Here is a 24947-nt window from a genome sequence, read left to right as displayed (position 1 = left end):
TAATGGTTAATGGTTAATAGTAATGAACAATTAGCCATTAGCAATCAACAATTAACAATCAACAATCAGCAATTAGCGACATTTTTTATCTACTCACAATTCCCGACCATTGTACCTTCTTTTGTTTCTCCCGACGGTAAGAAAAGAAATACTCTGGAGTTTGGTAAGTACAGTAAGGAGCGATCGCTATCTGTTCTCCGCTAATACCCAACTTTTCCATCTGCAAAGCATTTACCCGCCGTACATCCAACCTTACTCTTCCTGAATTCGGATCTTCTAGTACAGGGGAATTGGGTAGAGCAAGCATTGACTCCACCATGACTTTTTCATCGTAATTATATGGTACAATAGTGCTGCCTACTTCCGCTGCTACCTGCTCTGAGACTTGATAAACTTCTCCTGCAATCGCAGGTCCCATCGCAATAAGTAAATCTTCAAGTTTGCTACCAAGCTTTTGCATTTTGGCGATCGCTTGCGGCACAATTTTGAGAGAAGTACCACGCCAACCGGCATGAACTGCCCCCACTTGACCCGTTTTGACATCAGCAATCAGCACAGGTGTACAATCAGCAGCAGCTACCCATACTGCTTGCTTTGCCCCATCGCTAATTAATCCATCACCCAGTACCAGGGTAGAATCGCCATCTCCTTCCACGTCGTCCCCACCTTCTGTTAACTTCAAAGTAATTTCCTTTGCCGTGAGGACAGCATTGCCATGTACCTGTTTTAAGCGATAAACTGAAGCCTCTGGTTCCAGCACGCAAGTTAATTCCACCGGATAACGAGGCCAAAACTGCTGGGTAAAAAAGCCGTGATTCCAAGGTTCCAGTAGACTACAAGTGAGGTAGGGAAGTTCTTCCCAAGTTTGCCAGTGCCAAGTGTGCATCGTCAACCAAACCTAGAAACAAAATAAATTGCAGCCAATTAATCCTAACCCAAACAAGGTTTATTTGGTACAACTACTGTGGAATTGAATCAACAAAAACTAGAAACAGCATTACAACGTAATAATACTTATTTACAATTTCAGCTACATCTGCATAAAACAGTCACTTCAACCAACCAAATTCTCTGGGACTTACTAAACACTGGGGCAAAACCAGGATGTGTAGTAATTGCTCAGCAACAAACAGCAGGGCGTGGGCAATGGGGACGGCAATGGATTTCCAGCCCAGGAGGATTATATCTTTCGGTGGCAGTTGCACCTGAGTTAGAAGCTATCAATAGCTACCAGTTGACTTTGGGTAGTGCTTGGGGAATTGCCGAGCAACTACAAAACTGTGGTATTCCTGTGGGGATTAAATGGCCTAATGACCTAGTTTTAGAGCATCGTAAGTTAGGCGGTATTTTGACGGAAACCAAAGTTACTAGCGGAATCATTACAAAGGCAGTAATTGGTGTGGGCATTAACTGGGCAAACTCAGTCCCAGAAACCGGAATCAATTTACAATCTTTACAACAACAGCATTCAAAACCAATTTCTGATTTGTCGATGCTAGCTGCTCAAGTTTTACTAGGAATAGAATCCGGTATACAATGTCTGTGCCAAGAAGGTGCGAATATATTAATTTCTCGCTACCTTAATTTACTCACTAATATGGGTGATATAGTATACGGTAGTGATTTTACGGGTACTGTTGTAGGTGTAACTTCAAAGGGTGAACTTCGTGTTAGGACAACATCGGAAATTAAATCAGTAATTACACCAGAAATTTACTTACAGCCCGGTACAATCAGTTTGGGCTATCGAACCCCCCATAAATCACAACTACACACAACACCAGAAAACTCATGAAGCAACGCGATAAAGCCCAGAATAGCAGAGCTAACTTATGGCAGCGATCGCTACCAGCACAAAGTCTTTGTTGGCTGAGCAGCTTTAGTCTGTTAAGTAGCGGTATAGTGTTTGCCCAAACTGAATCAGCAGTAGACAACATAGTTCCCACAGTGGAAAATTCCGCTCCTGCTGTCGTCAACAATGTACAAAAAGACACTAGTGAAGCCAATAACACTGACTCATCAGATGAATATTCTCGACGCCGAGCTAAACTAAGACAAAGACTGCGCAGAGTAGACTTGAGCGTTACTCAAGAGCAAGTTAAACCTTCCCAACCTAAAAATGAAGAATCTCAAACTGCTGTAGTACCCAGATGGTCAAGACGTAAAATAGAAGTCTCTTTGACCGAAACACGAGTAAGAAGGTTAAGAGCCAGATTAGCAGATCGGGAGCGTAATCAGGTAATTGCAAGAGAAGAAAAACCGCAGCCAGAGTTTTCGCAGCAACGAACAAACGTTAGAGAAGACAATCAGAATTCCTCACAATCATCTAACAGTGTTCGTGCATCCACAAGAAAACCAAAAGATTACAACAACGCCTACATTGACCCCACAGATTACAACACTGCTTCTACTCAAAAGTACGAAGCACCCAATTCTATTGTAGTCACAGAACGCTCTACTGGTTGTCGAGCTTTGATTGGACCTGGTATATCAAGTCGTCTTTGCGCCAAAACACCTCTGGTTTCTGCGCGAAATCAAACTCAAACTAATTCTGACAACGAACAAACTCCAAAGCAAGTACCTAGTTGGCTCAGAAGAAGTCAAAATGCTCAACTAACAAATGTTTCTCCCACACGCCGTATTGTTAGTAGTGGTGACAACACTGATGTTCGTCCACAGGTAAACAACGACGAGAAAGAAACAAACACTTACGTGCGTCCCCGTCGTCAAGTAGTTGCTCAAACTCCAGAAACAAATACTTACGTGCGTCCCCGTCGTCAAGTAGCGGAGGAAAGCGAAATAAACACTTACGTGCGTCCCCGTCGTCAAGTAGTTGCTCAAACTCCAGAAACAAATACTTACGTGCGTCGTCAAAATCGGATTGCAAATAATGGGGAACCGAAAAGTGCATTCCGTCCTAACAGATTTATCCCCAACAATTTTAGCCCAACGACCACAGTTAGTTCACATCCAATCGCCCCATCTGGAGGAGATTTGCCAGAACCAATGACAGCGGACAACAGTGCGCCCCGTCCTGGTACAGTAGCTTATAACATTCCTCTAGCATCAACTTTGCCACAAGTTACATGGAATGGTAGGTACGCTTATAGTGGTACAGGCGGATTGGTTTACCCCCTAACTGTACCTTCACCGATTACTTCTTTGTTTGGTTGGCGGAATCATCCGATTACAGGTGATCGCAGTTTCCACTCTGGTACAGATATTGGTGCGGCAATAGGGACTCCCATTTTAGCTGCTTACTCTGGGCAAGTAGAGATTGCTGATAATGTAGGTGGCTACGGTTTAACCGTTGTACTTAACCATACTAGCGCTCAACAAACTCTCTATGGGCATATGTCAGAGATTTTTGTTCAACCAGGGCAATGGGTAGAACAAGGAACTGTAATTGGGCGAGTTGGTAATACGGGTAGTTCTACTGGACCTCACCTCCATTTTGAGGTACGAACTCTTACACCTGAAGGTTGGGTGGCGATTGATCCGGGAATTCAACTAGAATCGGCTCTAAGCCAGTTAGTTCAAACTTTGCAAACTGCCCAAACCACCCCCCAACCTGGTAGCTAAATTTTGAGAGGTGGATAATAGCTAATTGTTGAACATCTAGCCATTAGCCATGAGAAACCCTGTTTCTTTAAGAAACCGAGTTTCTCTGTGTTCGTTACAAATACCCGTTTTCGGTTAAGAAGGCGGGTGTTATTGTATCTACTGGTGCAATTAGATCGCTTTGCTGTGAGTAAAGGAGTTTTTCTACGTACTTGCCGAGAATATCGCCTTCTAAATTCACCCAATCGCCTGGATTTAAATAGCTCAGATTTGTTTCGGCATAGGTGAGGGGAATTACTGCTACTTTGAATTGCATTGTTTCTGGCTGATATTCGGCTACTGTGAGGCTGATGCCATTTACAGCTATGCTACCTTTGGGGACAATGTAGCGAGCGATCGCGAATGGTGCTGTAAACGACATTTCCCATGAAGTTGACGTTTGCTCTACCTGATTGATTCGACCAACACCGTCCACATGTCCCATAACAAAGTGTCCTCCCACTTTGCTACCCACACGCAGCGAGGCTTCTAAGTTAACATATTTTTGTCCTGTCTGCTCAACTCCCAAAGTTGTCCGTTGTAAGGTTTCAGGTGAAGCAGTGGCAATGAATCCATCTTTTAAAACAGATTCTACCGTCAGACAGATGCCATCTACGGCAACACTGTCCCCAATAGAAATGTCTTGCATAATTATACTAGATGACTTGCTGATGCACGTAATTTGCCAATAATTTTCTCCTAGAGGTCTAATTGTTCCTAATGCTTGAATTAATCCTGTAAACACGACTTTTTCACCTAACTATTTCTATTTATTGCCTAATTTCAATGAAAATTAACTAGTAATTATCACCAAATTGTTTATAATTTAAGTATAATTTCTGACAAAAATCCTAAAAAAAATTCAACAAAATTACTTCTACCACAAGGCATACTTGAAAAAGTAGATTATTTTTGAAATAGACCAGTTAGAGTTACTGTGGTTTTCACATTCATTTGGGAGTTTAATAGAAGCAATTAGATAGAATCAAAACTTATGTTTAACCTTTTCCTAACCTGTCAAAGTCAAGTGTACGATTCGTTACATACTCCTACTCGCTCTCAAAGGATTGTAGAGGCTTAGCCAATGATTGAAATGAAAGTCGCTGGCATAGCATTAGATGCCATAACCCGTAGTCCAATTGTACTTTTAAAAGATGCTTCAGACCGCCGTGCATTGCCCATTTATATTGGTCAAGAACAAGCAAGGGCAATTATGGGAGCGCTGGAGAATCAAAAGCCGCCCAGACCGTTGACACATGACCTAGTTGTGAATATTCTCGAAACATGGAATATGACTCTAGAGCGGGTGATTATTCATTCGCTACAAAAAGACACATTTTATGCCGCTTTGATACTTCAACAAGGCGAAGTTAAAAAAGAAATTGATGCCCGCCCAAGCGATGCGATCGCGATTGCTTTGCGCACCAACACGCCGATTTGGGTAATGGAAGAAGTAATTGCCGATGCTTCTATCCCAGTTGATCGCGATGCGGATGAAGCAGATCAGCAAGCCTTCCGGGAATTTCTCTCGAATTTACGCCCAGAAGATTTAATTAAGCGCTTTGGCAATAGCGAAACCTCTTAGAAAAGTTATGAGTTATGAATTATGAGTGATGAATTAAAGAATTCAGCGATCACCGACAATCGGAAAGAATCCTGTACAGAGGCGATTAATTGAGTTTCTCCTGACTCGGTGAACGCCATTCGCCTCTCAGTAGCAAAGACGCGGCGCGAACAAGTCGGGAAACCTGCCTACGGCGCTGGCTCCTGACTCCTGACTCCTTTACTCAAAATTCACTCACTGGATTGATGATGCAGTACCGACGCTTTGGGAAAACGAATTTACATTTGTCGGTGTTTTCCTTGGGGACGATGCGCTACTTGGCTAGCGTTGAGAATGCTTGTTTGACAATTCAAACAGCCATAGCGCTGGGGATTAATCACATAGAAACGGCTTCTGGTTATGGCTCAAGTGAGGAGTATCTTGGCTGTGCGATCGCCACTGGATTACCCATACCGCGTTCCCTGCTGCACATTACCACAAAAATCCCTCCCCAGAATGATGCTGACACAATGCGTCGGTGCATTGACGAATCATTGACCCGATTAAAGCTGGATTACCTAGATTGCTTAGGTATTCATGGCTTAAACACCCTTGAACATTTAGAACGGGTACAAACCAAAGGCGGCTGTTGGCAAGCAGTGGCAGAAGCTGTTGCTGATGGACGGATACGACACGTTGGTTTTTCCACCCACGGTTCACTAGAAGTAATTTTAGCGGCGATTAATACAGGTTTATTTGAATTTGTCAATCTGCATTATTACTATTTTTTCCAACGCCATGCAGCAGCGGTGCAGCTGGCAGCAGAAAAAGACATGGGTGTTTTTATCATTTCACCAGCCGACAAAGGCGGACGCCTCTACACACCTCCACAGCAGCTAATCGACTTATGTCAACCGTATTCTCCTTTAGAATTAAACTATCGATTTTTACTAAGCGACACCCGAATCACAACCCTAAGTGTGGGACCAGCTTCGCCAGAAGAATTAGCACAATACAAGCAAGTGGCTGACTGCGACGGAGAACTTACTCAAGGTGAAATTACTGTCTTACAACGTTTAGAAAATCACCAAGCATCTGTACTGGCTACAGACAAATGCAGCCAGTGTTACGCTTGTTTACCCTGCCCAGAAAACATTAACATTCCTGAAGTGCTGCGGCTACGGAATTTAGCAGTAGCATATGACATGACAGACTTTGGTCAATATCGCTACCGAATGTTTGAAAACGCCGGTCACTGGTTTCCAGGAATGAAAGCTAACCGCTGTACAGTATGCGGCGATTGCCTTCCCAGATGTCCAGAAAAGTTGGAGATTCCAGCTTTGTTGCAAGATACTCATGAAAGATTGAATGGGAAAGAAGGTAGAAGATTATGGAAGTAGTACAATTTTATCAGATGAGTAAATTAGATCCCCGACTTCTTTAAGAAGTCGGGGATCTAGAGTCAGAAAAAGATAATTATTAACTATTTCTTAAAAAAACAATGGTAACAACACAACAGCGATACTACACCCCAGAGGAATACCTAGAACTAGAGGAAACTGCTGACTACAAAAGTGAATACATCGACGGGCAAATCATTCCTATGGCAGGTGGTACAACAAATCATAATAAAATAGCACTTAATCTAAGTACTGGACTAAACTCTACCTTTAGACAGCAAGATTATGAAGTTTTCATGACGGATGTTCGCCTGTGGATGCCTAAAAAGCGCATCTACACCTATCCAGATGTGATGGTTGTAGCTGGTGAAGCAGAATATCTCAATAATCGTACAGATATAATAGTAAATCCTCAAGTAATTGTAGAAGTTTTGTCGAAATCTACTCAAGGATATGATCGAGAAGACAAATTTGAAGCTTACCGAACAATTGACACTTTTCAAGAATATTTACTCATCGACCAAACTAGAATTCGTGTCGAGCAGTATTCTAAAAAAGGTAAGAAGCAATGGTCACTATATGAGTATGATGAGGAAGACCAGGCAATTACCCTAACTTCAGTTCCTTTTGAGATTTCGTTACAGGATTTATATAACAAAGTGAAGTTTGAAGTAGTTTAAATCTTTAAAGTCTGGTTGCCGTTAACTTTGATCAGCGTGCAGTTGGTGTTGATGACGGTAGGCTGCCTCCAGTATTGACTTGCCTGATTCACAAGCTAATTCCTCAAGTGTTAGCGTTGTCAAAGCCATCAGTATTGAAACTTGCTCAGCTAAGTTTCTGTGCTGCCCAATAAATTGTTGATCGAAACACTCAAGATTTTCTGCTGCGCTCTTGACTAGTGCTTGGAGAATCTTAAACGCACCGTCAGATAGAGGTGGTTCGCCCCGATAATTTTGTAACCTGCCGCCCTCGCGATAGATGGTAGACTCTAAACCGATAAAATGTAAAAACCAGTCTGCTCTGTAGTACCCCAAAGCAGCTACTATACCTCTGTAGTCAGCTATTAATTCATCAATCAAATTATTACGCATTACGCCCAGAAAGCGGCGCGTAAAGTAATGCGTACATTCATGTTCTAGCCTAATTTGTGTTGAAAGTTGCCGCCATTGTGACTCAGTCAATTCCAGTTCACTTGCTGCTACATTACTATAGGGACCAGAGCTAAGAATAATAAACCGATCTTGATACAATTCTTTACGCGGAATCAAGCGTTTAAATTCACTCGCCCAGTCAACTCCTGTTTCCCTTGCTTCCCACTCCTGTCGATACTGGTTGACACGATCCCAATTGTTATAGCCACTAACGATACATGCTCCCATTGAATCAGGAACTGGTGATGGTTCATTGCGTTGAGTCAGTGCTTGTACTAAAGTGACAAAATCACAGCGGTTGCCTGCTTTGATTACCGGAATAGCACCAGCAAGAGTTTGATGTAACTGAATTTGTAGTTTTTCCGGTTCACTCAAAATTAGCCCTGTGGCGCGTGCCATACCATTGGCAGGTGTGCCAGAGCGAGTAGCAGCGCGATATTCCTCTGTTTCACTGATACCAGCAAGTATGGGAAACTGAAACTGCACTAAACGCTGTTTCAGGACAGTATAAGCTCCTACCGTCTGTGCAACTTGTTCATATTCTTCCCAAGCAGCGACATGAGCTTCGGGTTCGGGAGGGATTTGCGGAATTTGGCATTGAGATAATTCAAATACATTTTGGTTATAGGCAAGCAATTCTATCATTTCAGAGTCGCTAGCACCGAAAGCGGCTAAAACATTATTGCGCAATTGCAGATTGTTCATTTTGATCAACTATCAGGTGATGAGTCATACGATACTGTTCTAACTTTTTCATTGCCATTCGTAAGTTTACTGATGTTATTTCTTAGTTGAGCGATCGCGTTCAATCCACCTTCAGCAAAGATTCTGTAAATGGGTACTGGGTGATCATTACTTTTAACAACGCTCATATATAATATTAAATAGTAGCAAAAATTATATACTTTTTAGTAATAAAGATGAGTGATTCAGACCGCCTTGAAAAACTAATTGAATCTAATGCTATATCTATTCAAGCATTAACATATCAAGCTAGTAGCATTTTACCTAGACTTGATGAAATGCAAAGAAACGTAGCTAATATGCAGCGACAGATGGTTGATGTTCAAAGACGAATAGATGATAACACTGCTGATATTAGAGAGCTAACTCTTGAAAATCAGAGAATTCTCAAATATCTGGAATCACGGAATTAATAAGAATGGTAGAGACGCGACGCCAGTCGCCTCTGTCGGGAAACCCTCCTGCATCGCTGGCTCAAATGAGCGCGTCTCTACAGAAACCGTGATTTTTAAAATTTTCTAATTAGAGAAATAATCATACGTTTAGTATATGACAAGTATTAAACCCATACAAGAAGTTTGGAAAGATCTGCCACTTGATTTACAGCAGCAAGTTGGAGAATTTGCGGAGTTTTTGCTTCATAAACACCGTGCCTCAACTAAACCTTTACAGTTAAAATGGGCGGGAGCATTGCGGGACTATAAAAACCTTTCTGCTCAAGATTTACAACGTGAAGTTTTAGAGTCTTGGGGAGTTACACCAATTACTGCATTGAGAACCTAACTTTAAACTATTTACTAGGGCTGAGCCTCGCGCGATCGCTCCCTCAAAATCCTTGCTAATCTAGTATAATGCTGTCAACTCCAACTCAACTAATGCGACTCTCGCAAGGACAACTGAACTTACTCGAACGTTGTCCCCGCCAATTCCAACACACCTACTTAGAACAACTTCATTCTCCCTCGTCATCAGAAAACGAGGAAAGGCAAACTTTAGGAAGTCGCTTTCACTTGCTGATGCAGCAACGAGAAATGGGTTTGCCAATTGAGAGTTTGCTCCAAGCAGATGCCCAACTGCAAAGCTGGATGACTGCTTTCGCTGATGCTGCACCAGAAATTTTAACTCCTACTCTCAAGAGTCATTTCCGCGAAAGCGAACACTTACGTACGCTACAAGTTCAAAACTATTTACTCACAGTTGTTTATGATTTATTGATTGCAGATAACCAGCAAGCACAAATTCTCGACTGGAAAACTTATCGCAAACCGCCAAATAAACGCTTTTTAGAAAAAAACTGGCAAACTCGTCTTTATCTTTACGTCATGGCTGAAACTAGCGAGTACTTACCAGAACATATTTCTATGACTTACTGGTTTGTTCAATCTGAAGGCAAACCGCAAAGTATTAAGTTTATTTACAATACCGCACAACACGAGCAAACTGCAAAGAAGCTTAATCAACTATTAACTAAGTTAACCAAGTGGCTGGAAGCTTATCAAAGTGGAGAGCAGTTTCCACAAGTACCAGAAGGTAGCAAAGCTTGCGAAGGTTGTCAGTTTACAACGCGGTGTGAGCGTACTGATTCCTCTTCTTCCCAGATGTCTGCAAGCAATTCTTCCTCTGTAGTGAACACTACCTTACTAAATCTCGCTAGTATTCAAGAAGTATCCTTATGAGAGTAGAGACGCCCCACCGGGAAGTCTCTACAGATCATTTCTCAATTATTTTATGCACTTTGATGAAAATGATGCGGTTTATGTCCGCGAATTAGGAATAGACGACATCGCCCCAGTTTACCACTTGGGGGAAGAACTATTTACCAGCGATTTGTATCCTTATTTATACCGTACTTGGGATGAGTGGGAGGTAATCGGACTTTACAACACAGATCCAGAATACTGTATGGTTGCCGAAATAGACGGGCAAGTAGCAGGATTCATTTTAGGAACAATCATTACCAAAGCATCTTGGACTTATGGTTATATTCTGTGGTTAGGAGTTAGTCCTAATTTTCAGCGTCGGGGAGTAGCAGACAAACTGGTTGATAAAGTCGTCGCCCGCATGATTGAAGATGGGGCGAGGTTCATGTTGGTAGACACAGATCCTACCAATACTCCAGCAGTTAAATTTTTTACACGTAAAGGTTTTGGCAATGTCCGCCAACACATTTTCTTATCCATGAATTTAAGTAAGCATGAACACTATGGTAGAATAATCGCCTACGAACACCAAAAAGCGGAAAGAGCAGGTTACAAGCGTACTCGTCCTGCCATACGCAATACACGTAAGACTGAAGGAATTGCTCGTGAAATCGCTCTTAACTCCTTAGTAAGTGATAACACTACTGAAGAGCAAACACCCGTTTAAATATTAACGTTACTCTCGCTCCCAGTCGGAGACTGGGAACGAGGAAAGGTGTAATATGTCAGAACAACAGTGGATTCTTGCATCAACTGAACAACCAACCGAGTCATTCATACAAGCTGTGAAAAAATATACGCCTGATAAGCGTGGATATTTCGCAGCACAGTTATTATGGCAAAGGGGAATAAGAGATTCATCACAATTAGATGCTTTTGTCAATACTCAATCTTATCAAGCTGCGAGTCCGTTTGAGTTTGGGCAAGAAATGCATCTGGCGGTGGAACGTTTGAAACTAGCAAGGGATGTTGGGGAAAAAATTGCTATCTGGGGAGACTTTGACGCTGATGGTATCACCTCTACTGCTGTGCTATGGGATGGGTTGGGACAGTTTTTTACTCAAAACACTCAGTTAATTTACTACATTCCCAATCGCTTTACAGAATCTCACGGACTCAATTGCAAAGGAATTGATCATTTAGTAAAACAAGATATTAAGTTGATTGTCACTTGCGACACTGGCAGTACTAATATCCAGGAAATTACTTATGCTAAAGAGCTAGGTATAAATATTATAGTTACAGACCACCACACGCTACCGATAGAACGTCCACCTGTTACAGCAATTATTAATCCTCGTTATTTGCCGAGTACGCATTCACTGTTTAATCTTTCTGGGGTGGCGGTGGCATACTTGTTGGTCGAAGCTGTTTATCAAAGCTTACCAAATATCGCGCAACAACCGTTAGAAGATTTATTGGATTTAGTGGCGGTAGGATTAATTGCTGATTTAGTGCAGTTAAGTGGAGATTGTCGCTATCTAGCGCAATTGGGAATTCAACGATTGCAAGAAGATTTTCAACAACCACCAGCTGCACGGCGACGTCCTGGGGTAGGAAGGTTGTTAGAATTATGCCAGAAAAGTGGCGATCGCCCCACAGATATTTCCTTCGGTCTTGGTCCACGAATTAATGCTGTCAGTAGAATACAAGGTGATGCAACTTTCTGTGTGGAGTTACTCACAAGTCGCGACAAAGAGCGTGTCAATCAACTAGCAGAAGTCACAGAACTAGCAAACACCCGTCGCAAGTCTTTACAAAAAGATGTCGCTCAACAAGTAGCTCAGAAACTCACTCAATTAGATTTATCAACCACCAGTGTCATTGTACTAGAAGATCCTCAATGGGCTGTTGGCGTTTTAGGGTTAGTGGCAGGACAGGTAGCACACGATACAGGACGCCCAACGATTCTTTTGAGTACAGAGGGAGTGGAAGAGCATCTTGCTAGGGGTTCTGCTCGATCTATTAACTCAGTAGATTTATATCAACTAGTAAAAGACCAAGCACATTTGTTACATCGGTTTGGGGGACATCCGTTTGCCGCAGGGTTGAGTCTACCAGTGGAAAATATTCCATTATTTACAGAGGCGATTAATCAGCAGTTGCGGCGGTTGAGTGGTGCAACCTTGACACCAACAGTACAAGCAGACTTGGCGGTAACAGTAGCAGACTTGGGTAAAGAGTTATTTTTAGAACTGAAACTGCTAGAACCTTGTGGTATGGGTAATCCTGTACCTAAACTGTTGATTAAAAACTGCTGGTTTGAAAATGCTTGGCATCGCAATCAACAAGATTCACAGGGGAAAAAAGTACAATACATCAAAACCGACTTTGAGATTAAAGACGATTCTAGTAAAAGTTCTTTTCCTGGTGTGTGGTGGGGACATTATAAGGATGAGTTACCACCTTCAAGATGTGATTGTATTGCTGAACTGGACTATAACACTTTCAAAAAACGCTACGAAATTAGATTAGTAGCAGTGCGTCCTTGTGTCAATTCGGTAGAGACGTTACACGTAACTTCTCTACAGCTAATACAAGATTGGCGCAATCGCCAACCTGAACACTCTTTAGACTCAGCGCTCTTGCTTAAAGATTGTCCAACTAGTTGGGAAGGCTTACGTGCTTGGATTAGGCGATCGCTTTACAATCGACAACCTTTAGCAATAGCATGGTCTAAACCAGAACACTCTCCACCAGAGCAAATTTGGCTTACCCTGGTAGGATTAGCTAAGTATCTCAGTCGGACAAATCAACCTGTTACCCGCGTTCAACTTTTAGAGAAACTTTGTATAGGCGATCAAACTTTACATTTAGGTTTTAAAGCTTTGAAGTTTATGGGTTTTACGATTAAACGGCAAGACAGATCTATGATATTTTCTCAGGATTCAACAATTGAGTCAACTCTTGCAGAAGCAGCAATTGGACAATTTTTAGCTGCTGTACGCGAAGAACAATTTCAGCGAGAATATTTTGCCTCTGTTCCACTTTCGACAATTGAGGCTCTAGCTCATCAAACTGCTATTAGTTAATAGTCATATGATTGAATATAACAGTGCTTCATAGCGAGGCTTGTCGCTTTAAGATAAACTAATATATGTTTATCTACTGAATAAAATACACGAATTGCTATGAGTGATAAAGAAGCAGTCATTGAGCTTGTGAAGCTCCTACCACCAAACGTATCACTCAGCGAAATTGTCCATTGAAATTGAGTTTTTTGCCGCCATCAAAGAGGGTTTGGATGAAATTGATCAGGGCAAAGGAGTTTCAATCGAAGCGGTTGAGCAAATGATCGAAGCATGGACTACCAAGTAATTATATCTCCAAAAGCCGTTGGAGATTTAGCTGGGCTATTTCATTCTATACACGCACGTCATGTACTCAAGTACATGGCGCGATTAGCTCAAGTCCGTTAAAACGGACTAAAAAGCAACAATTTAGTCGGTTAAAACCGACTTGGGCTATAAGCCTAGAACTGAAGTTCTAGGCGGATTGCGTCAGAACTTCTGGTTGCTTAATGTGCCAGTTTTGATCTTCTGATAACTCCAATACTAATTGGTGGTATTTTGCTAAAATGGGACGATGACCAACACTGATAAAAGTTGTTCCTATTGCTTGCAAATGCTGATATAAACCCTCCTCGTTTTTCATATCCAAAGCACTCGTCGCTTCGTCCAAAATTGCATAGTCCGGTTTATTGAGCAATATCCGGGCAAAGGTAACGCGCTGTTGTTCTCCGAGAGACAAAACTGATGCCCAGTCTTGTTCCACATCAAAACCACCAAATCGTTGATCCAAGTCTTTTAAGTTCACTTGTTGCAGTACTTGTTTAAGTGCCTCTTCACCAATTTCAACATCAGTATGAGGATAAAGTAACTGTTCGCGCAATGTGCCGATAATCATATAAGGACGTTGCGGTAAAAACAGCATTTGCTCTATTTTGGGTCGTACAATTACACCTGTACCTGAGTTCCATAATCCGGCGATCGCCCGCAACAAGGAACTCTTTCCACAGCCACTTGGTCCTGTAATTAACAATCCTTGACCTAATGATAACTCCACCGATAAATCTTTAATCAAAGTTCTTTGATAATTCGGTGTTTGTAAAGTCAGGTTTTCAATAGCTAAACGAGAATCCTCTACTAAGTTAATAGTGGGAGTCTCATCTTTTTGCTGAGCTAATTGAGCAGTGGGCTGTTCTAGATAATCGATAAAGCTGTAGAGACGATCAATTCCTGCTCCAAAAGTTGCCAAAGATTGTAAGCGAGCTACAATCACATTTAACGAGAAAAATACCCGCACAAATGCCCCTTGAGCTTCGGTAATTTTTCCTACTTCAAGTTCTCCCGCAAACACACTATGAGCAACAACAAGCGCTGGAATAATGAAAGGAATAAATTCATAAAAATTGGTTAAAACATTGAGATTAAGCTCCCAAAATATCAGTTGCTTATAATTATCAAATGCCTCCATGAATCTATTTTTTAGCTGGTTTGACTCCTGCTGTTCCCCTCGGTAAAAAGCAATTGATTCAGAATTTTCACGAATGCGAACTAAGCCAAAGCGAAAATTAGCTTCTTTTTTCAGCTGCTCAAAATTGAGTTTTACCAGAGGTCTACCAAAAATTCCGGTTGTCACAATTGTCCCAACTAAGGCATAAATAACGAGGAAAATAACTAGAGATTTAGATATTCCCCACAGCACCCCACTAAAAGCAATTACTTTAAGAATAGCTCCGACAAAGATGAGTAAAAATTTGAGAGAATCTAGAGTGAAACTTTTGACATCTTCGGCAATTCGTTGATCGGGGTTGTCAATTTCACCGTGAGAATTGAGGTTATAGAAGGCTCGATTATTGAAGTATTTATCCAGAAAACTATTTGTAAGCGATCGCCGCCACACTAGACCTAATCTGTCTTGCAAATAATTATAGGTAGCTAAAAGTGGTGCGTAAAGAACTAACACACCGATGAAAATCTGTATAGTTTGTGTAAATCTTGGTCGATCTTTAGCTGAAAGCGCCGAAATTAAAGCACCCTGCTGTCCGTTAAGGACAACAGCAAGACCTGTGTATGCCAGTAACAGCAATACTATCAGTAGCAGCAGACCACGCGATGACCATTTTTCCGTCCCAAACCAGTAGGGTTTGGCGAGCGCCCAAAACCGCCTAAATAAAGTCAAGTTAAATCTATCCATTTCTTTATTTTGCTATATTTCCTTGGCGTTCGCATTTAAAACCGCGACGTTGCCAAGCAGCTAAATTTACATCTGCTAGTCTTGTGAGTGAACATTGTGGTTGGATAAACAGACTTATTGGTGCCCATAACAAACTGCGTGTCACATCCAGTCCGGTTTTTACCCAAGATTCACGATTTCCTGGAATACCTTGTTCTTGAACAATTTCTACTTCTACCCACATTCCATTGACACCTAAAAGAATTTGTGCTAACCATTTGGCTCTTGGTAAGTGTGTAGGGGAAGTAATCAGCTTCACTTTATGTGCTTTCCAACTACGTAGAATAGGAATACCGTAGTATAAATTATCAAAGGTAGAATCAGCACAATTTTCTAACCAAACTTTCTGGATCTGGGCAGCTTGCCTTTGAAAAATGAGCAAAATACAAGGGTCTGGAGAACCATGAGAAATTAATATTGGGATTTGTGGATATTGTTTTGCCAACCGTGCGACATGAATTTCTCGCTGAATGCTTCCACCAAGCACAAAGAAAGCATCTACCGAACCCCAAGAGGCACTCAGAATAGTTATAGTGTTAACAATTAGCCAACTGCCAAGTATGAGGCATATACCAAAAACTAGTCTTCGTAGCCTTGCAGGCGCATTAATTCGGTTGTCTGTAACGTTACGTCTCATAACCATAAACAAAGAGTGGGGTATACCAACCAACTGGAAAAAAAGTCAAGTAGGTTGCTAAGATGACACTGGTGAAAGTGTCACATAGTCGCGCTCTAGCTGACAGAAGTTGGTGGCTAACTTAAGAAAGCTGGTGTCTAGGCGCAATATTTCTTTAAAGAATACTAAAGGGTATGTGATGAAGAAAATATAGCTAAGTATAAAGACTGATGCAGTCTAAAAAGTCCTGATTTCTAAACTGTCAACAACACAATTATTCCAGCTAATATACATGAACCGATCTGCGAAACGTCACTCGCCGTTGCAAGTAGCTTTGTTAGGTGGAGCGATCGCCACCACTGCTACATTATCAGTCTTTGGTCCAGTTTGGTGTCGCTCTGTGCGTGCTGCCCTGCAAGATAGCCCAAAAGCGATTATTGACCAAGTTTGGCAACTAGTGAATCGTGAATATGTAGATTCCTCATTTAACCAGCAAGATTGGATAGCAACTAGGCAAACCTTGTTGGGACAAGAATATACAAATCGCGAACAAGCCTACGTAGCTATTCGTGAAGCTTTAAAAAAATTAGGTGATCCTTACACTCGATTTATGGATCCCAGACAGTATGAAGCCTTAAGGGGCCAAACTTCTGGGGAGGTGACGGGAATTGGTATTAGGATGGAACTAAATGAAAAAACTCAGCTACTAACCGTTACAGAAGCTATCGAAAATTCGCCAGCACTCAAAGCGGGAATTAAGGCAGGGGATCAGATTTTGGCAATTGATGGCAAACCCACGAAACTTATGAAAGTGGATGATGCTTCTAAGCTGATTCGCGGCAAGGCAGGTACAGTTTTGACATTGAGGATGGGGCGCTCTGGACAAAACCCTATAGACCTCAAGCTACAACGCGCTAATATTGAAGTACCAGCAGTGCGTTACAGTTTGAAACAAGAAGGTTCTCAGCGTGTTGGCTATATCCGTTTACGCGAATTTAGCGCCCATTCTGCTGATCAAATGCGTCGAGCGATTGGCGATTTGAATACGCAAAAAGCTGATACTTTTGTCTTAGATTTGCGCGGCAATCCAGGCGGTTTGTTACAATCAAGTATTGAAATTGCTCAGATGTGGCTAGATCATGGTGCGATCGTTCGTACAGTAGATCGTGTGGGAGGAAGTCAAGAAAGTAAAGCCAATCACACTGCTTTGACAAATCGTCCCTTAGCGGTGCTAGTGGATAATAACTCGGCAAGTGCTAGTGAAATTCTGGCAGGCGCACTTAAGGATAATCAAAGGGCAGTGGTTGTTGGTGATCAAACTTTTGGCAAAGCTTTAGTACAGTCAGTTCATGAACTACCCGATGGTTCTGGTGTAGCAATTACTATTGCCCACTATTACACTCCTAAAGGTACTGATATTAACCATAAGGGAGTAACACCAGATATTAACATAAAATTGACAGAGGCACAAGAGCGTCAGTTGGCTTCTAACCCCAATTTGTTGGCAACTCAGAATGACCCTCAGTATGCGCGTGCATTGTCAATTCTGTCTAGTAATAACTTTGCCCAACCCAGGCGCAATCAACCTTCTTTAGAACCCATGAGCGTTCGCTCAACTGATTTAAAATTTTAGCTTGGGCATACTAGGGAATATGGTTAACAGTTAACTGTTAACCGTTAACTGTTAACTGTCGAAAATTTATGAATCACGCATCAGTTACAACCACTGATAACACTTTCCTACCAAAAGTTTCAGTGGTTATACCTATTTATAATGGTGAGCCGGAGATATCAGAGTTAATTAGTTGTCTACAAGCTCAAACTTACCCAACACAACTGGTGGAGTATTTGCTGGTAGACAACAATAGTAGCGATCGCACTCTCAGCTTACTGAAAACATCTGCCGAAAATAGCCCCATTACAATTCGCCCCTTGAGCGAAAATCAAATTCAAAGCTCCTATGCAGCTCGAAATAAAGGTATCAAAGCAGCAAGGGGTGAAATTATTGCCTTTACCGATGCTGATTGTCGTCCACAACCAGGATGGTTAGAAGCATTAATTTTTCCATTTGTCAATACCGATGTGGCAATTGTAGCTGGTGAAATTGCGGCACTACCAGGAAAAAGTTTGCTAGAAGAACACGCAGAGCGTCAAGAAACACTGTCGCAAAAACACACCCTAGCTCATAAGTTTTGCCCATACGGACAAACAGCTAACTTGGCAATTCGACGAGAAGCTTTAGTCAGAGCAGGTTTATTCCGTCCCCATCTCACTACAGGTGGTGATGCTGATATCTGTTGGCGCATTCTCAAAGAAAACATTGGGCGTTTGGAATTTGTTCCTAGTGCTTTAGTACAGCATCGCCACCGCTCTACAATCAAGGAATTAGAAAGTCAATGGCGGCGATATGGACGTTCAAATCGCTATCTACATGAACTGCACGGTGTAGAGTTGATGCGGGATATAACTAGTCGTGAATGTGGCTATCGTTTGGGACGTTGGTTGTTGAAGGAACTACCTGATGTTAGCGTCAAGGTTTTAGCGGGTAAAGCTAGTATGGTAGATTTACTTAATACTCCCATTGGTTTGTTCACAGCTAGAGCGCGTGCGGCTGGGCAAAGGGAAGCCAAGTTACCGGAGTTAGCCAAAAAAATCGAGTGGCTGTAGGAATGCGTGGATTTTGGTAGAGACGTTCCGGCGGAAAGTCTCTACTGATTATCTGCGTTGATTTGCGTATATGTGCGGTTGAAATTTTCTACTTCTATATATAGTGGTTAATTGTAGTTAAATTTCGCTAAATTGGAAAAAAGTAAAACAGAGGAAATTTTAGATGTCGGCACAAGTGTTACTGGTAGATGATGAACCGGGATTACGCGAAGCTGTAAAAGACTATTTGCAAGAGAGCGGTTTTAACGTTCAAGTTGCCAGTAACGCCCGTCAGGGCTGGGAATTGATGCAGCAGAACACACCGGATTTGGTGATTTCAGATATTATGATGCCTCAGGTGGATGGCTATCAGTTTCTCAAGCAACTGCGAGAAGATCCACGTTTCCAATCTCTACCAGTGGTATTTTTAACCGCTAAAGGCATGACTGGCGATCGCATTCAAGGTTATCATGCTGGTGTTGATGCTTATTTGCCCAAACCTTTTGATCCAGATGAGTTAGTCGCAATAGTCGAAAACTTGCTGGCTCGTAGAGTCAGTAAAACTGTAGTTACAACTGAAGATGGTGAAGCACCTGATATTGCTGAATTAGCTAACCAGATTTCGCAAATTAAAGCTTTGTTAACACAAAGGAATGCGATCGCTCAAACTCCAGCACCTTTTACCATCGATCTTACTCCCCGAGAACAAAGTGTGTTAAACCTGGTTGCCGAAGGATTGATGAATAAAGAAATAGCGCGGCGATTGGAAACTAGTGTTCGCAACGTAGAAAAATATGTTAGTCGGTTGTTTAGCAAGACCGGTACCAATAGCCGTACTGAGTTAGTTCGTTTTGCTTTGGAACATGGTCTTGCCAAATAAATACCGAGTTGAATAGGGAACCGGAATAGGAAATTTGTTGGTATATACTCTTGTCCCCCTTCTGTAGGGGGGCAATTTTAAGTTGATAGAGCGCTCGGTTAGAGCAATTTCCCTGGCAGAATACATCTTTATATACTGTACTTCCAAAGGGAAGCAATTTAAGACTGTATTATTTTAGTAGGCACCCAAGCATTTCCGTAGAGTTAAGGGTGAGGGCTACTTTAGATGCGCTCCTCTACTTAAGAAAACTTCAGAGTATGTTCTTTAATCCATAGGATCATAAAGATACCAACTAATTTTTTCACCATTACACACCGGGCAAATTTAATAAAAATTAATTTTTTGCCCGAGCAAAATTTTGTCATTACTTAGATTACAAGTTTAACTATGGGCAAGTGTCAGCAGAATTGCGTAAGCGCATTAGCTGACGCCGCATTTGTGGTGATGCTTTAAACTCAGAAACTTCATGTGCCTTGACAAGAGTGTGTAAGGTTTCTAGAAAATCGTCAGATCCTTCAGTTAAGGCATCTAGTAGTATCTGCAACAATTGATCTTTGTCGTTGCCTAGTATACTCTTTTCCTCGATCAACCGGAACTTGAGATGTATTTCGCATTCATAAACACTTACATCTGTGTTGCTGACTTGACGTGGTAAAGCTTTGGAGTTCATAGCTTTTATGGTTCCTGTAAGAGAGTGGTAACTTATGTGAGGTGCTATATTTCAAGCCAAAATTCTTTATATTGAGTTGAAATCCAAAGTATTTCAATTAACAATCTTTACTCATTTACTGGGTTTGTCTTCCATTTTTCTCTCCTATAGTGTTTGACGCTTGTGAATCAACTCTGCTGAAATCTAGGTTCTCATATTTTTCCCTAGCTTCAGATGAACTAAGCCATAACTATTATTCATTTTTTAAGTTGACCTACAATAAAGTTTCTGTAAGAACTTGTTGGAGCTTTTTAAAGGTTTTTACATCAACTTTTTATTGAAGTCAATAAAAGTGAGAGTTTTTACTTGAAAATTAGTGGTAATACGTAAGTAAAAACTCTGAATTTATTGGAACAGAGTAAAGCCAGACATTGTTGTGCCACAATTACGTAAGATTACTTGATGTACTATTTATGATGAGAAATCACAGGAGACATTGATGAAGAAAATAATTAAAGGTGCAATTTTTGTTTTAGATGATAATATAGACACCGATCAAATTATTCCCGCTGAGTATCTCACCTTAGTTCCTTCCAAGCTTGATGAATATGAAAAGCTTGGTAGTTTTGCATTGGCTGGTTTACCAGACCGCTATGGCAAGTTTATAGTTCCTGGAGAGATAAAAACAGCTTACTCAATTATTGTGGCTGGAGAAAATTTCGGTTGCGGTTCCTCACGAGAACATGCACCAATTGCATTGGGGGCTAGTGGCGTTAAAGCAGTAATTGCCCAGTCCTATGCCCGCATCTTTTTCCGCAATTGTGCTGCAACGGGAGAACTTTATCCTTGGGAATCAGTAGAACGGTTATGCACCGTATTTAAAACAGGGCAAGAGGTTTCGATTGATTTTGACAACAATCAATTAATTAACCATACACTCGACAAGACATATAATCTTAAATCTTTAGGAGAGGTCAAACCAGTAATCGACGCAGGCGGCATTTTTGCCTACGCCCGTCAAACAGGTATGATTCCTTCCCGCACATCCGGTTTAACATAGAACTAACCCACAATACACCAAGCTCATGGACAACCCAATGTTGCTCAAGTCCACAACCCGGCACATTAGAATTTTTGCCGCTGAAATTGACCGGGATGGCGAATTAGTTCCTCATAATCAGGTTCTCACCTTGGATGTTGACCCGGATAATGAGTTCACTTGGAATGAAGATGCGTTACAAAAAATTTATCGTAAGTTTGATGAACTTGTCGAAGCATCTAGTGGGCAAGACTTAACAGACTACAACCTCCGCCGGATTGGCTCGGACTTAGAACACTACTTACGAAGTCTTTTGCAACTCGGCGAAATTAGTTACAACTTCTCTGGTCGTGCCATTAACTACAGTATGGGGCTTCCCCAAGTCGCCGTCCCAGAGTAAAGTTTCTTACTAGGTACTGGGGACTGGGTACTACTCTTCCCAATCCCCAATACCTTTTACGCAAAAAAGCTAATTACAAGATCACGAATTAACTGGCATTAAAGACACAGAATTTTTCGTCATTAAGCGCGATCATCATTAAGGATACTCTAATAGTCCAGCTTTTCAAATACGTGTACAGACGTTCCGCGTCTCTCAGATACGTGTACAGACGTTCCGCCGGAACGTCTGTACGAGATTTCTACGACCAAATTCGATTTCCTTCTTCATCTACTCTTGCTTGTCGAATCACATCAGAAATTTCTTCTGCGTCTTTGACGTGATGAAGCGCCTTTTGTTCACCATCGGGTTCATTTACAACAAAGTATGTCGGAACTTCGATATGGTCTCCTGTGATGTCTGGAGAATCAACCGCTAGTTGTTTTGATTTTTCTTCAACTGATTGTGGTTCATCTGAAATTACATCACCAGGATTCACTGAGCGATGAAGATCTTGATCATTGTTCTGTTGCATAGCACTGTCTCCGGCTAAATGTGTTAGATTTTCTATTGATAGTGGGGGTTGTCGAACTAAACTTAAGTTTTTTTAGTCAAGCTAGTTACTTTGGTTAAGTATCTTTACATTTAATTTAAGTTTTCTTTAGCTTTAACTTAAGTTTTTTGTGAACCTCCTACTTATAAACTAAAGAAAGACTTACATTACCTCATCTTTCCGATGGGGTAATTTGTCAAAGGTATCTATGAGGAGTGAAGTGCATTTTGAACAATGGCACGAAATAAACAGACCAACCCTTTAACACAGCCAGATTGGGGTTAAAGTAGATTTAGGAAATAGTTCTTTGGGAGCTTGTTAGTCAGTGATAGCACCTAGTTTAAAATCCTCGTTGAAATCATTCCACCACGGGAATTATCGATTAAAACAAATCAGAGCGGTACACCGGAGCCGCTCATAATACTGTTGAAGAAAATGCTAACCGCTGATTGGTGCGAAGATTATGGAAAATGACGCGGCTACGCTCCAGTGTCCCAACGAGCAATGTCAAGCGGCCAACCCATTAACTCACAACTTTTGCCAAAACTGCCGCACACCTTTGCCCAAAAGATATCTTTGGGCTATGGGCGACACTAAAAGTATGGGTAAGGTCGATCTACTAGGCGAGCGCTATTTAGTACTCAAAGACTCGGTGCTTTTGGATACCAAGCCTGGGTTAGCACCGCACATACCAGAATTAGATAGTCTAGAGGCAATCAAACCATACCTTAAACTATTTCCCTACCGTCTACATGTACCACAAGTATATGGAGTTATACCTATATCTAAGGGTCAGTCTGAGCAAGAAATATTATTGTTAGAAAAGCCGCCGCTCTTAGCAACGGATGTACCCACGCAAGTGGAATTATGTAGCGATTTAATCACAGCCTGGGGTGATGCTACATCAATGCGCCAACTCAATTGGTTATGGCAAGTAGCAAACATCTGGCAACCACTTAAAAGCGAAGGTGTAGCTACGAGCTTGCTTGACACCAGGTTGTTAAGGGTAGAAGGATCTTTAGTGCGCTTGTTGGAATTGCGAAACGATGAGAATTCACCCGAATTACCAGAATTGGGAGAATTTTGGCAGCAATTGGTGTCAAAAGCGAAACCAGCCATAGCTGATTTTGTCAAAGAAATTTGCCGTTGTCTAATTTACAAAGAAATAGACTCTGGGGAACAATTAGTGACAATTTTAGACCAAGGACTAGCATCCGTTGGTCAGCAGCAGAAAACGACAATTCATATTGCCACCAAAAGTGACACAGGCCCTAGTCGCCAAAGAAACGAAGATGCTTGTTACCCAGCGAGTGGCAGCTCAATTACTAAACCACCATCATCATCAGCATTAGCAATAGTTTGCGACGGCATTGGCGGACATGAAGGAGGTAATGTCGCCTCCAGTTTAGCAATAGATAGCATAACTCAACAGCTTTCACAACTCACAAAACTCTCCCACGATCATCTAGAACCCACCTCGGTTTTATTGGACTTAGAACAGGCAGCAGCAGTTGCTAATGACAAAATTAGCCAACGTAACGACAACGAACATCGCCAAGGGCGTCAACGCATGGGTACAACGGTAGTTTTGGCTCTACCTATTGCCCATGAAATGTATGTTGCTCACGTTGGTGATAGTCGTGCTTATTGGATTACAAAATCAGGTTGTTATCAAGTCACGCTAGATGATGATGTAGCCAGTCGCGAAGTAAGACTAGGCTATGCTGTATACAGAGAAGCAGTGCAACAAGGGGCAAGTGGTTCTTTAGTGCAGGCTTTGGGTATGAGTCCTAGCAGTTCACTACACCCCACAGCAGGTCGATATATTCTTGACGAAGACTGTGTTTTCCTTCTTTGTTCGGATGGGTTGAGTGACTTTGACCGTGTAGAACAATATTGGGAGACGCACATCTTACCAATCCTAACTGACAAAGTAAATATAAGTAATGTTGTCAAAGAATTAGTCGAACTTGCTAACAACCTCAATGGACATGACAATGTCACTATTGCTTTAGTACACTATCAAATTAAATACGTAGAACCGAAATCGGCAATTAAAGCAGTATGGACTCAACCCACCACACCAAAAACTCCTAGTCTAGTAGGAGTAGGTACAAAAGAACACCGAACATACCAAAAAACTCAAGTAGTTACAACTAATAAGCCTACTTCGGCTAAATTACCGCTACAGTTAATAATTCTTTGTATTTTGGTCATGGCGGGTGGTGTACTCGGCTTTTTGTGGGGTCAGCGTTTGCAGCTCTTTAGCAAAACTAATCCTGTTCTGAGCACAACTACATCACCATCTGTAACTACGACAAATACTCCGCCAGCAGAGCAAGCACAACTATTTCAGATCAAAAGTGACACCCCGGCTGAAGTAGTTTTAAGTAAAGCCAATCTCCCCATATCTATAAAAAAGGGAACAGTTCCTCAAGGTAGTGTTTTGCTTCTGCTTAGTAACGAGCCAGCTCAAACGCCAGAGCAAAAGAATTTGGTTCAGCTACGGGTTTGCACAATAGGAAAATCTACTATACTGGCAGCCAAAGGTAATCTTTCACTTAGTGTAGGGGATGAGGTCAGGATTCCATTCACCACATTTCAAAAATTGAACAACTTTGTTAACGACGACGTTGCCAAAAAATGTTCTCTACAACCGAGACAATCTTCTCCCACCCAGAGTCAGAAGGCAACACCCACAAGAAATACTAGCCAACAAGATTTAAAAACGGACTTAATTGGTAATAAACTGAAAGAACACAGATAACAACTTGATAAAAAATTTATCGGGTAGAGATAGTTGCCTATT

General features: G+C 41.6%; 24 protein-coding genes. 16 read left to right on the top strand and 8 right to left on the bottom strand.

Translation table 11 applies throughout. The features are described from left to right. Window positions 1–85 precede the first annotated feature (85 nt). Window positions 86–886, bottom strand: a complete 801-nt coding sequence (gene pgeF, locus ICL16_RS34990; protein WP_190836183.1) for a peptidoglycan editing factor PgeF — start codon at window positions 884–886, stop codon at window positions 86–88. 78 nt (window positions 887–964) lie between these two features. Between pgeF and ICL16_RS34985 the strand changes: the two genes are divergently transcribed. Together ICL16_RS34985 and ICL16_RS34980 are read left to right on the top strand one after the other, a co-directional pair. Next, window positions 965–1795, top strand: a complete 831-nt coding sequence (locus tag ICL16_RS34985; RefSeq protein ID WP_190836182.1) for a biotin--[acetyl-CoA-carboxylase] ligase — start codon at window positions 965–967, stop codon at window positions 1793–1795. Continuing rightward, a complete protein-coding gene (locus ICL16_RS34980; protein WP_190836181.1) occupies window positions 1792–3582 on the top strand; it encodes a M23 family metallopeptidase in 1791 nt (596 codons plus the stop codon). Before ICL16_RS34985 ends, ICL16_RS34980 begins: the two co-directional genes overlap by 4 nt. A gap of 94 nt (window positions 3583–3676) precedes the next feature. Here the strand turns inward: ICL16_RS34980 and ICL16_RS34975 are convergent, their stop codons facing one another. Next, on the bottom strand, window positions 3677–4345 hold the full coding sequence (locus tag ICL16_RS34975) for a riboflavin synthase (protein WP_190836180.1): 669 nt from the start codon (window positions 4343–4345) through the stop codon (window positions 3677–3679). A 339-nt stretch (window positions 4346–4684) separates the two neighbouring features. Between ICL16_RS34975 and ICL16_RS34970 the strand changes: the two genes are divergently transcribed. From ICL16_RS34970 to ICL16_RS34960, 3 genes are all read left to right on the top strand, one after another. Beyond that, complete coding sequence (locus ICL16_RS34970) at window positions 4685–5185, top strand: bifunctional nuclease family protein (RefSeq protein ID WP_190836179.1); 501 nt, start codon at window positions 4685–4687, stop codon at window positions 5183–5185. Between the two features lie 227 nt (window positions 5186–5412). After that, window positions 5413–6543, top strand: a complete 1131-nt coding sequence (locus tag ICL16_RS34965) for an aldo/keto reductase (RefSeq protein ID WP_190836199.1) — start codon at window positions 5413–5415, stop codon at window positions 6541–6543. 101 nt (window positions 6544–6644) lie between these two features. Then, window positions 6645–7223, top strand: a complete 579-nt coding sequence (locus ICL16_RS34960; protein ID WP_190836178.1) for a Uma2 family endonuclease — start codon at window positions 6645–6647, stop codon at window positions 7221–7223. 21 nt (window positions 7224–7244) lie between these two features. Here ICL16_RS34960 and ICL16_RS34955 read toward each other — a convergent pair whose 3' ends face one another. Together ICL16_RS34955 and ICL16_RS34950 are read right to left on the bottom strand one after the other, a co-directional pair. Then, entirely contained in the window at window positions 7245–8399 is a 1155-nt protein-coding gene (locus ICL16_RS34955) for a DUF7005 family protein (RefSeq protein ID WP_190836177.1), read from the bottom strand. A 5-nt stretch (window positions 8400–8404) separates the two neighbouring features. Next, window positions 8405–8566, bottom strand: a complete 162-nt coding sequence (locus ICL16_RS34950) for a hypothetical protein (protein WP_190836176.1) — start codon at window positions 8564–8566, stop codon at window positions 8405–8407. Between the two features lie 48 nt (window positions 8567–8614). Between ICL16_RS34950 and ICL16_RS34945 the strand changes: the two genes are divergently transcribed. From ICL16_RS34945 to recJ, 5 genes are all read left to right on the top strand, one after another. Next, window positions 8615–8851 (top strand): hypothetical protein, encoded by a 237-nt coding sequence (locus tag ICL16_RS34945; RefSeq protein ID WP_190836175.1) that lies wholly within the window; start codon window positions 8615–8617, stop codon window positions 8849–8851. Between the two features lie 136 nt (window positions 8852–8987). Beyond that, window positions 8988–9221, top strand: coding sequence for a DUF2281 domain-containing protein (locus ICL16_RS34940; RefSeq protein WP_190836174.1), 234 nt, complete (start codon window positions 8988–8990; stop codon window positions 9219–9221). Between the two features lie 68 nt (window positions 9222–9289). After that, a complete protein-coding gene (locus ICL16_RS34935) occupies window positions 9290–10114 on the top strand; it encodes a PD-(D/E)XK nuclease family protein (protein ID WP_190836173.1) in 825 nt (274 codons plus the stop codon). Window positions 10115–10166: 52 nt separating this feature from the next. Beyond that, window positions 10167–10805, top strand: a complete 639-nt coding sequence (locus tag ICL16_RS34930) for a GNAT family N-acetyltransferase (RefSeq protein ID WP_190836172.1) — start codon at window positions 10167–10169, stop codon at window positions 10803–10805. Between the two features lie 55 nt (window positions 10806–10860). Continuing rightward, on the top strand, window positions 10861–13170 hold the full coding sequence (gene recJ / locus ICL16_RS34925; RefSeq protein ID WP_190836171.1) for a single-stranded-DNA-specific exonuclease RecJ: 2310 nt from the start codon (window positions 10861–10863) through the stop codon (window positions 13168–13170). Window positions 13171–13624: 454 nt separating this feature from the next. Here the strand turns inward: recJ and ICL16_RS34915 are convergent, their stop codons facing one another. Both ICL16_RS34915 and ICL16_RS34910 read right to left on the bottom strand, forming a co-directional pair. After that, on the bottom strand, window positions 13625–15337 hold the full coding sequence (locus ICL16_RS34915) for an ABC transporter ATP-binding protein/permease (protein WP_190836170.1): 1713 nt from the start codon (window positions 15335–15337) through the stop codon (window positions 13625–13627). Between the two features lie 4 nt (window positions 15338–15341). Then, a complete protein-coding gene (locus ICL16_RS34910) occupies window positions 15342–16013 on the bottom strand; it encodes a YdcF family protein (protein WP_190836169.1) in 672 nt (223 codons plus the stop codon). Window positions 16014–16284: 271 nt separating this feature from the next. Here ICL16_RS34910 and ctpB point away from each other — a divergent pair, with 271 nt between their 5' ends. From ctpB to ICL16_RS34895, 3 genes are all read left to right on the top strand, one after another. Continuing rightward, on the top strand, window positions 16285–17625 hold the full coding sequence (gene ctpB, locus ICL16_RS34905; protein ID WP_190836168.1) for a carboxyl-terminal processing protease CtpB: 1341 nt from the start codon (window positions 16285–16287) through the stop codon (window positions 17623–17625). A 68-nt stretch (window positions 17626–17693) separates the two neighbouring features. Further along, window positions 17694–18659 (top strand): glycosyltransferase family 2 protein, encoded by a 966-nt coding sequence (locus tag ICL16_RS34900; RefSeq protein WP_190836167.1) that lies wholly within the window; start codon window positions 17694–17696, stop codon window positions 18657–18659. Between the two features lie 163 nt (window positions 18660–18822). After that, window positions 18823–19518 carry a response regulator transcription factor gene (locus tag ICL16_RS34895; protein WP_190836166.1) on the top strand — a complete coding sequence of 232 codons (696 nt, stop codon included), beginning with the start codon at window positions 18823–18825 and terminating at the stop codon, window positions 19516–19518. A gap of 385 nt (window positions 19519–19903) precedes the next feature. Here ICL16_RS34895 and ICL16_RS34890 read toward each other — a convergent pair whose 3' ends face one another. Beyond that, a complete protein-coding gene (locus tag ICL16_RS34890) occupies window positions 19904–20188 on the bottom strand; it encodes an Npun_R1517 family heterocyst differentiation transcriptional regulator (protein WP_190836165.1) in 285 nt (94 codons plus the stop codon). A gap of 478 nt (window positions 20189–20666) precedes the next feature. Between ICL16_RS34890 and ICL16_RS34885 the strand changes: the two genes are divergently transcribed. Continuing rightward, the gene (locus ICL16_RS34885) at window positions 20667–21227 is read left to right on the top strand and encodes a LeuD/DmdB family oxidoreductase small subunit (RefSeq protein WP_190836164.1); all 561 of its coding nucleotides are present in this window, start codon (window positions 20667–20669) and stop codon (window positions 21225–21227) included. A 25-nt stretch (window positions 21228–21252) separates the two neighbouring features. Beyond that, window positions 21253–21606 (top strand): NAD(P)H-quinone oxidoreductase subunit M, encoded by a 354-nt coding sequence (ndhM, locus tag ICL16_RS34880; RefSeq protein ID WP_190836163.1) that lies wholly within the window; start codon window positions 21253–21255, stop codon window positions 21604–21606. Window positions 21607–21847: 241 nt separating this feature from the next. On the opposite strand, the gene ICL16_RS34875 is transcribed toward ndhM, so the two are convergent. Next, window positions 21848–22120 carry a hypothetical protein gene (locus ICL16_RS34875; protein ID WP_190836162.1) on the bottom strand — a complete coding sequence of 91 codons (273 nt, stop codon included), beginning with the start codon at window positions 22118–22120 and terminating at the stop codon, window positions 21848–21850. 481 nt (window positions 22121–22601) lie between these two features. On the opposite strand from ICL16_RS34875, the gene ICL16_RS34870 reads away from it, so the two are divergent. Further along, complete coding sequence (locus tag ICL16_RS34870; RefSeq protein WP_190836161.1) at window positions 22602–24905, top strand: protein phosphatase 2C domain-containing protein; 2304 nt, start codon at window positions 22602–22604, stop codon at window positions 24903–24905. The last annotated feature ends 42 nt before the right edge of the window (window positions 24906–24947 follow it).

Source organism: Iningainema tapete BLCC-T55, from assembly GCF_014698965.1.
GTDB classification, from domain to species: Bacteria; Cyanobacteriota; Cyanobacteriia; order Cyanobacteriales; family Nostocaceae; genus Iningainema; species Iningainema tapete.
The sequence above is the reverse complement of the archived record's forward strand: the minus strand, read 5'-3'. Positions and strand labels throughout refer to the sequence as shown.